Source organism: Hymenobacter montanus (assembly GCF_014699115.1).
GTDB classification, from domain to species: Bacteria; Bacteroidota; Bacteroidia; order Cytophagales; family Hymenobacteraceae; genus Hymenobacter; species Hymenobacter montanus.
Map to the genome: position 1 here is coordinate 423,224 of NZ_JACXAD010000001.1, position 13,896 is coordinate 437,119.

Consider the following 13,896-nt stretch of genomic DNA (forward strand, 5'->3'; position numbering starts at 1 on the left):
GGCATACCGCAAGAAAGCAACAAAAGCTATCTAGTGCAAGGGGTTGGTGCGCCGAAAATCAGCATATTCCTCAACGATTTTCACTACCTCGTCACGCCCCAGCTTGCCGCTGGCAATTTTCGCGCTCAAGGCCGGCGAGTCTTTCACAATAGCCAGCATGGCCGTTTTAAACTCGGCTCTTCCGGTAGGCAATAGCTGCATAGAAACGTGGGGACGAATCAAAAAATAAGTCGCCCGACCTGACTCATAGTAGAGTGCTAACAGTCGTATTCCTTGCCGATTAACACACGAATGTAAAAAATCGGGCTTCGGGGGCGCGACCTTTCTGCCAGGCAAATCTTTAACGACTAAAAAGGTGTCCTGTTTTACAACCAGTTGCTGTATTGTTTCAGAGGTAAAGCGCTGTTTATGAGCCGTACTATCCTTCGGGGTCAGTTGATTTCCATCAAATATTAACTTGGAGCAACTATGCCAGCTCCCATCTGGCAATTGGTAGCTGCCTGCCCCCTTACGATAAGCTGGCGACTTACTATCAGGAAAATACATAAAGCGTAGCGTCATGTCTGTTGTAGGCAGACGCGCTGGCGGGTTGTAGGTGGGCATTGTCATCGGCCCCGTCTGGGCCAGGCTAGCACGACTCAACAATAGCGCCGCCACCAGCAGGCTCAACTTTACGAAACTAGCACAGCTGCGCATCAGGTATTATCTGTTCGATATAGGGCTGCATGCCCCTAATTTAAAGTGAGATCTTATTCCTACCGTTCGCACGGACAGGGTTGCTTCTTGCCGTTGCGGTGGTGCTTGTACCACGCGGTTTTTTTCTGCTGCGCGGTGCGGCGGGCACAACTGCTCAGGGTGCTGGCGCCCAGGGTCAGCAACAGCACGAGCAGCAGCACAAACGATGGGATTTTCCTCATGACCGGGTATTTTATTCAAAGTTAAGGTTCTTTGTCAACTGAGCCACCTGGCTTGCTGCTCCTATCTCACTTCCTACATGACTTCTGCTGACTTCTCGCTCCTCGCTAACGTCGTCGACATTCCGGCTCGTTCCGTGCGCCCCGCCACCATTACGGTACGCGGGGGCCGCATTGCCAGCATTGCCCCCACTGGGGCTGCCACCCCCAATACAGCCCTTCCCTATGCCCTGCCAGGCTTCGTGGATGCCCACGTGCACGTGGAAAGCTCGCTGCTGGTGCCCACTGAATTTGCCCGGCTGGCCGTCACGCACGGCACGGTAGCCACGGTGTCGGACCCCCACGAGATTGGCAACGTGCTGGGCGTCGCGGGCGTGGAGTTCATGCTGGAAAACGCCCGCCTCTCGCCTTTCAAGTTCTGCTTCGGGGCCCCTAGCTGCGTACCGGCTACCCCGTTCGAAACGGCGGGCGCCCGGATCACGGCCACCGACATCGCCCGGCTGTTTGAGAACCCCCAGATTGGCTACCTGGCCGAAATGATGAACTGGCCCGGCGTGCTGCACCGCGACCCCGAGGTGATGGCTAAAATAGCCCTGGCCCATGCCGCCGGCCGGCCCGTCGACGGCCACGCCCCCGGCCTGCGGGCCGACGAGGCGGCCCAATACGCCAGCGCCGGCATCAGCACCGACCACGAGTGCTTCACCGCCGCCGAAGCCCGCGACAAGCTGGCCGTGGGCATGAAAGTGCTCATCCGCGAAGGCTCGGCCGCGCGCAACTTCGACGCCCTCATCGAGCTGCTGCCCGAGCACTACCCTAACCTGATGTTCTGCTCCGACGACAAGCACCCCGACACCCTCGTGCTGGGCCACATCAATCAGCTGGTGCAACGCGCCGTCGCCTTGGGCCACGACGTGTTCGACGTGCTGCAGGTAGCCTGCGTAAATCCCGTGTACCACTACCAGCTCCCCGTGGGCCTGCTGCGCGAAGGCGACCCGGCCGACTTTATTATCGTAACCGACCTGCGGGATTTTTACGTGCGGCAAACCTACCTCAACGGCCAGCTGGTAGCTGAGCACGGCCGCACGCTGCTGCCGGCGGCACCGGTGGCGGTGGTCAACAACTTCCACGCCCAGCCCGTCGGGGCAGCGGACCTGGCCTTGGCAGTCAATCGGCCCCCGGCCCCCGATAACCAGCAACCGGTTCTGCGCGTCATCGAATGCTACGACGGCCAGCTCATCACGGGCCGGGTGGATCTGCCCGCCCGGGTCGAAAACGGCTGCATCGTGTCCGATGTTCCGGGCGATGTGCTCAAGCTCGCCGTTATCAACCGCTACCAGCCCCACGTAGCCCCGGCGCTGGCGTTTATCCGCGGCTTTGGGCTGACGCACGGCGCCCTGGCCAGCAGCGTGGGCCACGATTCGCACAACATCACCGCCGTGGGCTGCGACGATGCCAGCCTGGCGCGCGCCATTAACCTCGTAATTGCCGCCAAGGGGGGGCTCGCCGCCGTGGGAGCGGACGGGCAGGAAATACTGGTTCCGCTGCCCGTGGCGGGCCTGATGTCGGACCAGGAGGGTCCCGTCGTCGCCGAGGCTTATGCCGCTGTCGATGCCCTGGCCAAGCAGCTCGGCTCGCCGCTAGGGGCCCCGTTTATGACGCTCTCCTTCATGGCCTTGCTTGTGATTCCCAGCCTGAAGCTGAGTGACAAGGGGTTGTTTGATGGCCAGGAGTTTGCATTCGTGGCGGCCGTAGAATAGCCCGGCCCGATTGGTTTACCACGCGCAAAGACAATTTTCGGGGCGCTGCCTGCGTAGTAGATTCTCAGACTGCCCGGGGTTAGCCGACCGTACTGAGTGCGGGTTTGCTCCGAATTCTTCGAATTTATGACCTTGTTGCTTTTATCTCAGCGGCTTTCTTGGCTTACGGACGGGCTGCGCGGGAGAACTATTCGCCTGGGAATGCTGCTGGTGGCGGGCCTGGTACAGCCGGCCCTCGCTCAGAAGTACCGTACGGCCGTTGGCCTGCGCAGCGACGGGAGCAATTATGGCATCACCATCCAACAATTGGTATTGCCCAAAACTACCCTGGAAGGGCTCGGCATGCTGGCCCCGCGCGAACGAAGCGCCACGCTCCTGGCCGAGCGCCACTTCGGCATCCTGGGCCCCAGCCTGAACTATTATTTCGGCGCCGGCGCGCACGTCGGCATACACAAAGATGACGGCAACTTCTGGGGCCTCGACGGCGTCGTCGGGGCGGAGTACAAGATTGCCTTCTTTCCCATCGTGCTGTCCTTCGACTTCAAGCCAACGGTAGAGTTCAACTCCGGCGACTGGAATCGGTTTCCCACCGCTTTTTCGGTGCGGTACATTATTATAAAACGGAAGAATAATGGCCTATTCCACGGGCTAATCGACAAGATTAAAGGATTAAAGCCCTAGCAAAACGCCCCGCTCGGATTGAGCAAGGGCGTTTGGGTAATAGTCAGCAATGGTTAGCGGGTACCAGGCGCGTGAACCTCACCCCCGGCCCCAGTTCGCTTTATGCGCGAAGCCGCAGGAGAGGGGAGCCTGACGGTCACAGGGTAAGTTTATTATCAGGCTTTTTTAATTTCTCCCAGCAAAGCGTGAGCCTAGTTGGGTAGAAACCCGAACCCAGAGACCGGGCTAAAACCGCTTTTTCAGCAGTTTTCGCATTTTCTCCTCAGTAAGCGGCTTGGTGAGGTACTCTACGTTGGGGTATTTGGCTACGCGGGCCGTGTCGGCGCCGTGCATGGAGGTAGTGAGCACGGCCATTACCGTTTTGTCCTGTACGGGCTGCGGTAGAGCGTTGTACAGCTCCAGAAACTCGAAGCCGGAAACCCCGGGCATTTTCAGGTCAACGAACACCAGGTCGGGAGCCGGAGCTTTGTCGTCACCGGAGTTTCCCCACAGTTGCTCAAAGGCTTCATCAGCCCGCGAAAACGTGCTCACGTGTTCGGCGACGGCCAAGCGGCCCAACAGACGATTATTGAGGAAGCTCGTCGTCTCGTTATCGTCTACCAGTACAATATGATTCAGATTCGCAGACATGAAGATGGATTGATAGGTAGAAGTTTACGAAGATACCGTACCCGGCGCATTCCAACAAGCGCCGCCTGGTTTACAGCCAGCCCTGGGCCCGCATCCAGTCGTCGTTGTAGATTTTTCCCAGGTAGCGGGTGCCGTGGTCGGGCAGCACGATAACCATGGTGTCGTCCTCTTTCAGGTGCTCACGGGCGTATTCCAGCGCCCCGAACACGGCCGAGCCGCACGACCAGCCAACGAACAAGCCTTCTTCCCGAGCCAGGCGGCGCGTCATCAGCGCCGAATCCTGGTCGGAAACTTTGATGAACAAGTCAATCAAGTCAAAGTCTACGTTCTTGGGCAGAATGTCCTCGCCGATGCCTTCGGTCTTGTAGGGATAAATTTCGTTCTCATCGAAAATCCCCGTTTCCTTGTACTTCTTGAAAACCGAGCCGTAAGTATCCAGGCCAATGGAAACAATGGCCGGGTTCTGCTCTTTAAGGTACTTCGCCGTGCCGCAGATAGTGCCGCCGGTTCCCACGCCGCAGGCGTAGTGCGTGATTTTGCCTTCGGTTTGCTCCCACAGCTCCGGACCCGTGCCGGCGTAGTGCGCGGCGGCGTTCGAGAGGTTATCGTACTGGTTGGGGTAGTAGGAGTTGGGGGTTTCCTGATTGAGGCGACGCGCTACCGAATAGTAGGAGCGCGGGTCGTCGGGCGCCACATCAACCGGGCAGACGACCACTTCGGCGCCCACGGCCCGCAGAATATCCTGCTTTTCCTTGCTCTGCTTGTCGCTCATCACGAACACGGTTTTGTAGCCTTTGGCGATAGCCGTCAGGGCCAGGCCCATGCCGGTGTTGCCGCTGGTGCCTTCGATGATGGTACCGCCGGGCTTGAGCAGGCCGGCCTTTTCGGCGTCCTCAATCATGCGCACGGCCATGCGGTCCTTCACCGAGTTGCCGGGGTTGAAATACTCCACTTTGGCCAGAATGGTGCCTTTAATGCCGGCGGTAACCTTGTTGAGCCTGACGAGTGGGGTATGGCCAACGGCCTCGATGACGTGGTTGAAATACATTGAAAAAATTAGGAGGAACAGGGTTCGGGTGAGGCTACAAAGGTAAGGATTCCCGCGGGGCGGCACGGTTCGAGCAATATCCCGGGCGGTTTAGCCCAGCTTACCAGCCGGGTTCCGGGCGCCCTTCTTCTGCCGCAACACGCTGAATAACTATATTTTTTTGCCCCTTACGGTCTCGCCTGCGCGCACTTTAGGCGCTGACTGCCGGCCCGGCTGCGCGGACAAGGGGTGCAGGGCACTGGTCTGCTTTACACACAGAAAGGGGTCGTAGCGGTGCGGCCCCGCTTTCCTTGATTGGGTCGGGCCTTGTGAGCCAGTTGCTTGCTACTCTGGCCGCCCGGAGAAACGGCCTGGTCAGGAGCCCGGCCGCAGTGAACGGCACCACTTGAAAAACCACTTCTGGCGGGCCGAAGATTCCTTGCGGCGGCGGAATTCAGTAGTTCTCCCGCCGGCCGGGGGTCTTTATGCTCCCCTCCGTCTTTCCACGGATAAGTACCTTGCCGCGGCCTCAAAAAGCCCTACTTTTGCACCACCATTGCCCGCCTGGGCCTCTCTCCCTTACCCCATCAATTTCCTTAAAATCCCTAAGAATGAGCGTTCTGGTCAATAAAAATTCCAAGGTCATCGTACAGGGCTTTACCGGCTCCGAAGGCTCGTTCCACGCCCAGCAAATGATGGAATACGGCACCAACGTGGTCGGCGGCGTTACGCCCGGCAAGGGCGGTACCGAGCACCTTGGCCGGCCCGTGTTCAACACCGTGGCCGAAGCCGTGACCCAGGCCAGCGCCGACACCAGCATCATTTTCGTGCCCCCGGCCTTCGCCGCCGATGCCATCATGGAAGCGGCCGATGCGGGCATCAAAGTCATTATCACCATCACCGAAGGCATTCCTACTAAGGACATGATTGCCGTGAAGCAGTACCTCGCCCAGCGCCCCGGCGTGACGATGATCGGCCCGAACTGCCCCGGCGTGATGACCGCCGGCGAGTGCAAAGTGGGCATCATGCCCGGCTTCATCTTTCAGAAAGGCAAAATCGGCATCGTCTCTAAGTCGGGCACGCTGACGTACGAGGCCGTCGATCAGCTCACCAAAGCCGGTCTGGGCCAGACTACGGCCATTGGCATCGGCGGCGACCCCATTATCGGCACCACCACCAAACAGGCAGTAGAACTGCTTATGAACGACCCCGAAACTGAGGGCATCGTAATGATTGGAGAAATCGGCGGTGGCATGGAAGCCGAAGCCGCCCGCTGGATCAAGGAAACGGGCAACCAGAAGCCCGTGGTTGGCTTTATCGCCGGCCAGACGGCCCCCCCCGGCCGCCGGATGGGACACGCCGGCGCCATCGTCGGCGGGGCCGACGACACGGCCGCCGCCAAAATGGCCATCATGCGCGAGTGCGGCATCCACGTGGTCGATTCGCCGGCCGAAATTGGTGAGACCATGCTGCGCGTGTTGAGCGGCAAGTAGGCTGGTCCTCAAAGCTTATAAAAAAGCCCCGGCTATGGCTGGGGCTTTTTTATAAGCTCTGCAAATGAAAGCTGCTTCCACTGTAAGTCTGAAATGATTTTAGCTTATTTGCGGAGCTCAAGCAGCCAGAGGCAAGGATTTGCTGAAAGGTATAAAATCAACCGATGGATTACAGATTGACAAGAGTTTGTAAAGACTGTGGAAATACTGATTATTTCAGTTTAACGAAGACAGAGGCAGCATTCAAGTTGTATGATTGGGCTAGATTTTGGAATTCGCCCTGCACTAATTGCGGTTCAACTATTTGTCAATCTCTTAGCAGTCCGCTTGTACCAATAGACCAACATCTTCTAGATATGTGGGGGGATGATCCAGGGCTTAGGTTTCTGGATCAGGATGAAGAGTTGATTCTTGCTGAGTTTGAATATCTGCCCATGTTGTTGAATGCGATAGACGATTCGAGCTATACAGGAGCCAAAATCAACATCTTGATTGAAGCTGTTTGCATATTACTATACAACTACAGCCATGAATCAGAGGAGTATTCTGATTCAGAGAAAGTAGAGCGGGAGCAAATCGCAAAGCAGATCAGGCAAGAGTTAACAACGAGAAAACAGATAATTCTTGAGTCGCAAGCGTACATGAGAGACTACGTAACGGAAGTTGTCTACCCACAAATAGGAATAGCAGTAGATGGACAAAGTCTTACCTAACTACTTAGATTACTTTCCTTGGCATAGCTGACAGACAGCTATTTAATAACAAGCCCCGAGCAGCGTCGGGGCTTGTTATTGCCTGAGGCTCGCCTAGCAAGGACGATAGCGTGCCTTGAGAATCTCTGGCAGGAGCCGCAGTGTGAACATAGCAGCGGGCTTGGCGCTACGAGTCTGGTAGTGGTCGCTACCACGGGCACATTAAGTTGGCGCCGCACGGGTCGAGGGCGCAGTAGGCCCATGTGCACGGCCTCAAAGGTTTCGAGCGCTAAAACCGAAAGTTGGTCATCAGCACCCCATAGTAAGGCGGCAGAAACAAATCGTACTTGCCGTTAGCCTGATAGCCGGCTTGTAAACCGACCTCGACTCTATCAAAAGAATGTGCGATGCTGCCTCCAATGCGAAACGTGGAGGCCGTGAACTTGTACCAGCCGTCTTTGGCCTCGGCGTAGGCCAGGCGACGGTAGCGGGCCGAGTGCGTGAGGTGGGTGGCCCACCCCTGGCGGTAGAGCACATCGGCGCCGTAGGTCCAGCGGGCACTGTGCAGTTGGGGGTGCAACGACAGCTCCGTCGAGACGTTCACGGCTTTGTACAGTTCATTATCGGCGAAGGCCGTGGAGCCAATCAGTCGCACGGGCAGCCCGAACCGGCCAGCCGTTAACACATCGTATTGCAGGCCACCATACACCCGGCTGTTAGTCAAAAACTTGGGCACGGCCGCGGCATCGGCGCCCACAATGAGTTGGGTTCGATCGGCGAGGCGGCGCTGATAACCAATCGTTCCGGCCACGATGGCCTGGTTGAGGCCGACGTTGACAAACACGGCATTTGGACTCTCGGCCGTTACGGGCCGCACGGTTTGGGCCTGAGCCCCCGCCGTGGAAACAACGAACAACCAGCTCAGGAGAAGTGATTTAATAGTTTTCATGCAGAAAAGTCTTAACCTGATTGATGAGCACGGGCACGTTCTGCGGATTGGTGAACATTTCGGAGTGGTCACAATCAGGGAAGGTGTACACCGCCCGGTTAGGAAAGAATTGAAAATTGTACTTCTGCTGAAAATCTCTGCTTATTACCGACTTATCACCTTGCAGAAATAACGCCTTGCCCGTGAACTCGTGCAACCGCTGCGAGAAGTCATAGGTGTTGTTGCTCAACTCGTTCAGGTTCACGTAGTAGATGGATAAAAATCCCGAACGGGCAAAGGGAGTTTCGAAACGCTGCTGCTCCCGGATGAAAACTACCCGCACCTGGTAGTCGGCCAGCTCGTGGTTCTTCCCGGTCAGCACCCCCCGGGTCCAGGCAATGTTTTGAATATCCGTAAAATTCGGTCCACCCACGTCGGTTCCGCCCACTTCCTTGTTAAAGGTGCCTTTTGCCCCGTCTGGCTCCATTAAAATAGCTGCCTTCACCCGGCTGGGGTGGGTATTGAGGTATTGCATCGCGTGCGTCCCCCCCCAGGAATGGCCTAGCAAGGCCACGGGGCCATTGGGCGAGTACCGGTCTACAATCTCTTCCAGGTCCTTCAACATCAAGCCGGTATTTAACTCTTCTTTGCCGTGCCGCCGCGACTGGCCCGCGCCGCGCTGGTCGTAGAAGACGAAGAAATAGTCGTCGGCCAGGCTGTAGCCATTCACGCGCCGCATGAGGGACAGCATGAGGCGAAAGTCAGCGCCTGGCCCCCCGTGCAGCACGATGACGGGCTTCTTGCTGGGGTCGCCGAAGGTTTGGTAGTACAGCTTGGTGGACGAAAGCGTGAGCGCCGGCAGGCTCGGATCGTCGTCCACGGTTTTGGGCACCAGGTTGCCCGGCTGGGCCGGGTCCTGCAGCTCGCAGCCGGCCACGAGCATACCGGCTAGTGCGAAAGCGGCCAGGCGCTTCGCGGGTCGCATTAGTTGCATCATTAGTTATAAGGGGATGGGTGAATCGATAGGCCGTGGGCCAAACAAGCGCTTATTCGGCCGGCGCGAACGGCGCGGCGGATAAGCGGCACAAACCTCTCGGCTTGCCCCCGGGCAAGCGCCTATCTAGGCCGGTTCGGACGTCCTTTTAACAATTCGGACCTCTTGTGTGCCGTTTTAGGCCATTTGATGGTCCGTATATCTGGCGGCGGAGTCCGTCCTTAGCTTGGATTGAATTACCCGTTGGGAGCCAGCGCGAATGACGGGCGGGGCAAGCTTCGCCGCTACAAAGCCACCCGTCCGCAGTTATTGAAGCTGCCCGATCGCGCTTAGGTGCGCCGGTTCTCCTTCTGAAACTCGGACGGCGACAGCCCAGTTACTTCCTTGAATATTTTATTGAAAGTAGACTTGGAGTTAAAGCCCGACTCAAAGGCGATGCCTAAAATGTTGTAGTGCTTTAACGCGGGGTCGAGCAATAGACGCTGGCTCTCTGCCACGCGGTAGCGGTTCACGAACTTATAGAAATTCTCCCGGAACCCCTCGTTCAGTACCTGCGACAACTGGTGCGGGGTAAGGTTCAGGCGCTCGGCCAGTTGAGTCAGCGTTAGCCCATTGACGAGATATGGCTTGGATTCCTGCATGCAGGCTTCCACCCGGTGCATCAGCGGTTGAATATCGGCTATGGCTAAGGGGGAGTTGCTGTAACGCACCGTCGGCTCCGCTTCCGCCATTTCGAACACTTGAGCGGGCTGCGGAACAGGGTAAATGGCTTTTTGGGTCAGGGCTTGCCAACTAAGCCAATAGCTCACGAGTACCGCAACAACGCCCAGCAGGGTATTGGGGATGCCGCTTACGCCCACTAGTACCCAAGCAGCAAATAATGCGAATAAGGCCAGCAGCAAGGAGCGTAGCCACGCCAGGGTAGCCTGCTCCACGGAAGACATCAACTCTCGAATAACCCGGTTGTGCCGCTCTACGCGATAGAAACACAGTAGCAAATAGGCTACCAACTGCACCTTCGGCAGGTACTCCAATACCGGGGCGTACGCAAAATTCTGGTAGCGCAATATGGGAAAAGCCTCGAGTTTAGCCAGGCCATTCTCTTTCCAGAAGCTCCACGCTATCAGCGCGTGAGGCACTACTATAACAAAATGCCCGCAAAACCGTGGGCGTAGTTGGAAGTAGGGTTTGGTTAGATAGAGCACATAGAGGTAGAGCAGCGGCCCCAGACAGAAGATGAGCCAGCGGTCGTACTCGTATAAGAAGGGGAAATAATCAAAAGCATGATTACTTCCAAGTACATCGTTGAGCAGCGTAGCTGCCAGCAGCAGTAAAAACAGCGCGAAAACAGTGTTAGCGTTATGATTTCGATCCTCGCGGATAACGAAGAGAAGGTTACTCGTAAATGCTAAAATAACAGCAGCAATACCCAATAATAGCGTGTATAAATTCAGTTGTATACTCATTACGGGTTACGCTGTTTTCGTGCTTAACAAAAATAACGGAGCATATAAAGAGAGAAGAAAGGTTCTGGGTAAAACAGAACGGCATGTTGAGCTGGGTTAAGCATCTTCCCCGCTTCGTGGTATCGACAGTATCCTTGCGCAGCAGCGAATGCTTTGGCTATGCTCGCTTAGTCTAACGCCATCAGAACAGAAAAAGCAGTATGTGATCCTACCTATCTACTCTAATCCAAGGTCGTATTCTTATCCAGATTAATTACTATTCCTACTTGGAATACCGAATTCGCGGCCTTCAGGTATTTATTGTTTCGAAAGCCCAAAATCTGGCCGCTGATTATCTGCAATTGAATGGGACCCGCTATTTGGGTGCGGGTGAAAGTAATGGGCTCGAAGAATACATTGTTCTCACCCGGCGTGGCCAGGCCGTTGATTTGGAAATTGTTGAGCTGCATGTAGCTCAGACGCAGGGCCGCCCCGTAGGTCAGCGGGAAGTCGCGCTTGAACAGATGCAGGTTGTTGCGCTTCTTGCGGGCATAGTTAACCTGGGCGAACACCTTCGACAGGCTGCCTTGCAAGATGCGGGTGGTAATCTGCTCGTCGTTGCGCTCGATGCGCCGGGTGCTGCCACCGCCGCCCCCCACGTACACTTCGAGCACCCGCTTATCGGGCAGGCGGGTGAAGTAGCCGAGGCTGGCTTCGCCGAAGTCAATGTCTTCGGTGCGGTCAGACTTTTTGCGGTGCAGCGACGAAAAGGTGCCGGCAACGGCCAGGTGGTCGGTAAGCCCATAGGCGCCTTGCAGAGCATAGTTGGTGTGCTGGTTGGTGCTGATGGACCCGTAAACCTCGCCCTGGTGCGTGAGCAAGGGCGCGTGGGGCGGGGGCGGAAAATACAGCGAAGAACAGCCGGTGAGGCCCGTTAGAATAAGCAAAAGGGCAAAGCGGAGCGAATGCTTCATACAGGGAATGGGCGGGATGGAGTAAGGCCGTTTAGTAAGGCAAAGCGAAGGTTCTGCTTCGCTGACTCGGCAAAGCAACACCAGATACGACAATTTCGGGTTTTCCGGCGGACTTTTCGCCTCATTTCCAGCTTTGCTCAGTCGGTCTGGTAAACCGAAACGTATGCAATAGTACCATTCACCTACCGCTCGCGCCAATGCCCGCCACTATTTTCGACGCCATCATCATCGGCTCCGGCCAGGCCGGCAACCCCTTGGCTACGGCCCTGGCCGACGCTGGGCGTCGGGTGGCCCTTATTGAAGAGAACCTGCTGGGCGGCTCCTGCATCAACTACGGCTGCTCGCCCACCAAGGCCCTCATCGCCACTGCCGAACGGCTGCACCACCTCCGTACCGCCGCTGCGGTAGCCGCCCCCACGATGCCCCGGGCCAACCATTTATCAGTCGACCTAGCGGCGGCCGTGGCTCGCAAAGACGGCATCGTTCAAACCATGCGCGCCGGGGTGCGCGACAACCTCACCCACAAGCACGACAACATCACCCTGCTGGCTGGCCACGCCGCTTTCACGGCCCCGCGCACCCTGCGCGTGGCCCTGGCCGATGGTGGCAGCCAGGACCTCACCGCCTCACTTATCTTCATCAACACGGGCACCCGGGCCGCCATCCCCGACGTGGCCGGGCTGGCCGACTCCGGCTACCTCACTACTACCCAGCTGCTCGACGTGAAGGAGCTACCTGAACACCTGCTAATCCTGGGCGGAGGCTACATCGGCTTGGAGTTCAGCCAGATGTTTCGGCGCTTCGGCAGCCGCGTCACCGTCATAGAATCGGGCAAGCAACTGCTCGACCGCGAAGACGACGACGTGTGCCAGGGCCTGCAAGCCGCCCTGAGCGCGGAAGGGATTGAGTTTGTCCTCGACGCGCGGGCCCACCGCGTGAGCCGCGGGGAAAATGGCCAACTCACGCTCCTGGCCCACACCAGTACGGGCGAGCGGCGCCTGCGGGGTACTCACTTACTGGTTGCCACCGGCCGCCGCCCCAACTCCGACCAGTTGGGCCTGGGCTTCGCGGGCATCCGGACCGATGACGAAGGCTACATCCTGGTTAATGACAAGCTGCAAACCAACGTGCGTGGGGTGTATGCGCTGGGCGACATCCACCCCGGCCCGCAGTTCACCCACCTGTCTTACGACGACTACCGGGTGGTGCGTGACGCCCTGCTGCACGGCCGCCGACGCTCGGCCCGGCAGCGCCCCCTCCCCTACTGCGTATTCACCGACCCGCCCCTGGCCCGCATTGGCCTCAGCGAAGGCCAGGCGCGGGAGCAGCAGGTACCTTACCGGGTGGCTACCATGCCGGTGCGCACCATCGGGCGGGCCCAGCACACGGGCGAGTCGCAAGGCTTCTGGAAGGTGCTGGTCGGCGACGACGACCGGCTGCTGGGCGCTACCCTGCTGGGCCCCGAAGCCGGCGAGATTATGGCCATCATCGAAGTAGCTATGGCCGGTAGGCTGAAGTACCAGCAGCTGCAGGACATGGTGTTTGCCCACCCCACCTGGGCCGAAGGGCTGAACAACGTGTTCCGGGATTTGCGGCGCGGCGGGAAGTAGGCGGTTCCGCTAGCGTGGGTTTAGCAACGCGCAACTGCGCCAGCCCGACGTTCTCCATGAGAGTCACATTTTGGCTAACTTTTAATAGCCAACTACGCTACTCGGCTTTCGTCCAGTGGAAAACGGCCGGACTGCACCATTATCACCGTCAGTTGCCCATCAGGCATTAGTTGGTAGATGATGCGATATTGCCGGTAGAATACTTCCCGAACCGTGGGTCGGCCGAGCTCTGGTACCATACGACCCAGTTGCGGAAACGAGAGTAGTTGCTCTACTTTGGCAAAAATTCCATCCACGAACTGCTGAGCGGCGACTGGAAGTACTCCGCAATAAATTCGCGGTTGCGCTGAATATCGTTCAGGCACTCAGTCAAGAAGTTAGGCCGCATCCGACCGCTCATTGGGATAGAAGCGTTTACGGGCTTCCTCAAAAGACACCGTATCATTATGCGCGGCCTGTTCTAGCCGACGCTCCAGCCGCTGCATGAACAGCAGGCGCTCGAACAGGTCTTCCAGGTCGAAGTTGTCGGGCAGTTGCTGGACGGTTTCGAGGATTTGTTCTTTGGTCATGGTGGTGATAGGCTTAATAGTCGTTCCCTAAACTACACTTCGGGCTGCGAAGGTGCTGGCTGGGGGTGGCAACTCTTTTTTATCATGTTTTGCGCTGTATCTGCTTAGGCAGTGTCTGAAAAGTGCTGGAGCTTAACTTAGGGGATGGCAGCACGATACGAATTAACGGATGCGCAGTGGGC

The 13,896-nt window shown here is 57.5% G+C and carries 14 protein-coding genes and 1 pseudogene; 5 read left to right on the plus strand and 10 right to left on the minus strand.

Annotated elements, in window-relative coordinates; translation table 11 throughout:
* Positions 1 to 30 precede the first annotated feature (30 nt).
* Together IC235_RS01680 and IC235_RS01685 are read right to left on the minus strand one after the other, a co-directional pair.
* Entirely contained in the window at positions 31 to 669 is a 639-nt protein-coding gene (locus IC235_RS01680; protein ID WP_191003416.1) for a hypothetical protein, read from the minus strand.
* Between the two features lie 86 nt (positions 670 to 755).
* Entirely contained in the window at positions 756 to 917 is a 162-nt protein-coding gene (locus IC235_RS01685; RefSeq protein WP_191003417.1) for a hypothetical protein, read from the minus strand.
* A gap of 77 nt (positions 918 to 994) precedes the next feature.
* On the opposite strand from IC235_RS01685, the gene ade reads away from it, so the two are divergent.
* Positions 995 to 2,671 carry an adenine deaminase gene (gene ade, locus IC235_RS01690; RefSeq protein ID WP_191003418.1) on the plus strand — a complete coding sequence of 559 codons (1,677 nt, stop codon included), beginning with the start codon at positions 995 to 997 and terminating at the stop codon, positions 2,669 to 2,671.
* Between the two features lie 126 nt (positions 2,672 to 2,797).
* Positions 2,798 to 3,352, plus strand: a complete 555-nt coding sequence (locus IC235_RS01695; protein WP_191003419.1) for a hypothetical protein — start codon at positions 2,798 to 2,800, stop codon at positions 3,350 to 3,352.
* A 225-nt stretch (positions 3,353 to 3,577) separates the two neighbouring features.
* Here IC235_RS01695 and IC235_RS01700 read toward each other — a convergent pair whose 3' ends face one another.
* Complete coding sequence (locus IC235_RS01700) at positions 3,578 to 3,982, minus strand: response regulator (RefSeq protein ID WP_191003420.1); 405 nt, start codon at positions 3,980 to 3,982, stop codon at positions 3,578 to 3,580.
* 73 nt (positions 3,983 to 4,055) lie between these two features.
* Positions 4,056 to 5,030, minus strand: a pseudogene (locus tag IC235_RS01705) (PLP-dependent cysteine synthase family protein); the annotation flags it as partial.
* A 590-nt stretch (positions 5,031 to 5,620) separates the two neighbouring features.
* Between IC235_RS01705 and sucD the strand changes: the two are divergent.
* Together sucD and IC235_RS01715 are read left to right on the plus strand one after the other, a co-directional pair.
* Entirely contained in the window at positions 5,621 to 6,502 is an 882-nt protein-coding gene (gene sucD / locus IC235_RS01710) for a succinate--CoA ligase subunit alpha (protein ID WP_191003422.1), read from the plus strand.
* 356 nt (positions 6,503 to 6,858) lie between these two features.
* Entirely contained in the window at positions 6,859 to 7,215 is a 357-nt protein-coding gene (locus tag IC235_RS01715) for a hypothetical protein (protein WP_191003423.1), read from the plus strand.
* A 268-nt stretch (positions 7,216 to 7,483) separates the two neighbouring features.
* On the opposite strand, the gene IC235_RS01720 is transcribed toward IC235_RS01715, so the two are convergent.
* The 4 genes from IC235_RS01720 to IC235_RS01735 all read right to left on the minus strand — a co-directional run bounded on the left by IC235_RS01720 (position 7,484) and on the right by IC235_RS01735 (position 11,535).
* Positions 7,484 to 8,143 carry a hypothetical protein gene (locus IC235_RS01720; RefSeq protein WP_191003424.1) on the minus strand — a complete coding sequence of 220 codons (660 nt, stop codon included), beginning with the start codon at positions 8,141 to 8,143 and terminating at the stop codon, positions 7,484 to 7,486.
* Positions 8,130 to 9,119 (minus strand): alpha/beta hydrolase, encoded by a 990-nt coding sequence (locus IC235_RS01725; protein ID WP_191003425.1) that lies wholly within the window; start codon positions 9,117 to 9,119, stop codon positions 8,130 to 8,132. Before IC235_RS01725 ends, IC235_RS01720 begins: the two co-directional genes overlap by 14 nt.
* Positions 9,120 to 9,445: 326 nt before the next feature.
* On the minus strand, positions 9,446 to 10,549 hold the full coding sequence (locus IC235_RS01730) for a helix-turn-helix domain-containing protein (RefSeq protein ID WP_191003426.1): 1,104 nt from the start codon (positions 10,547 to 10,549) through the stop codon (positions 9,446 to 9,448).
* Between the two features lie 254 nt (positions 10,550 to 10,803).
* On the minus strand, positions 10,804 to 11,535 hold the full coding sequence (locus tag IC235_RS01735; protein WP_191003427.1) for a hypothetical protein: 732 nt from the start codon (positions 11,533 to 11,535) through the stop codon (positions 10,804 to 10,806).
* A gap of 197 nt (positions 11,536 to 11,732) precedes the next feature.
* On the opposite strand from IC235_RS01735, the gene IC235_RS01740 reads away from it, so the two are divergent.
* A complete protein-coding gene (locus tag IC235_RS01740) occupies positions 11,733 to 13,145 on the plus strand; it encodes a mercuric reductase (protein ID WP_191003428.1) in 1,413 nt (470 codons plus the stop codon).
* A gap of 92 nt (positions 13,146 to 13,237) precedes the next feature.
* Here the strand turns inward: IC235_RS01740 and IC235_RS22720 are convergent, their stop codons facing one another.
* Entirely contained in the window at positions 13,238 to 13,510 is a 273-nt protein-coding gene (locus IC235_RS22720) for a type II toxin-antitoxin system RelE/ParE family toxin (protein ID WP_394355236.1), read from the minus strand.
* A 12-nt stretch (positions 13,511 to 13,522) separates the two neighbouring features.
* Complete coding sequence (locus IC235_RS01750; RefSeq protein ID WP_191003430.1) at positions 13,523 to 13,714, minus strand: hypothetical protein; 192 nt, start codon at positions 13,712 to 13,714, stop codon at positions 13,523 to 13,525.
* Positions 13,715 to 13,896 lie beyond the last annotated feature (182 nt).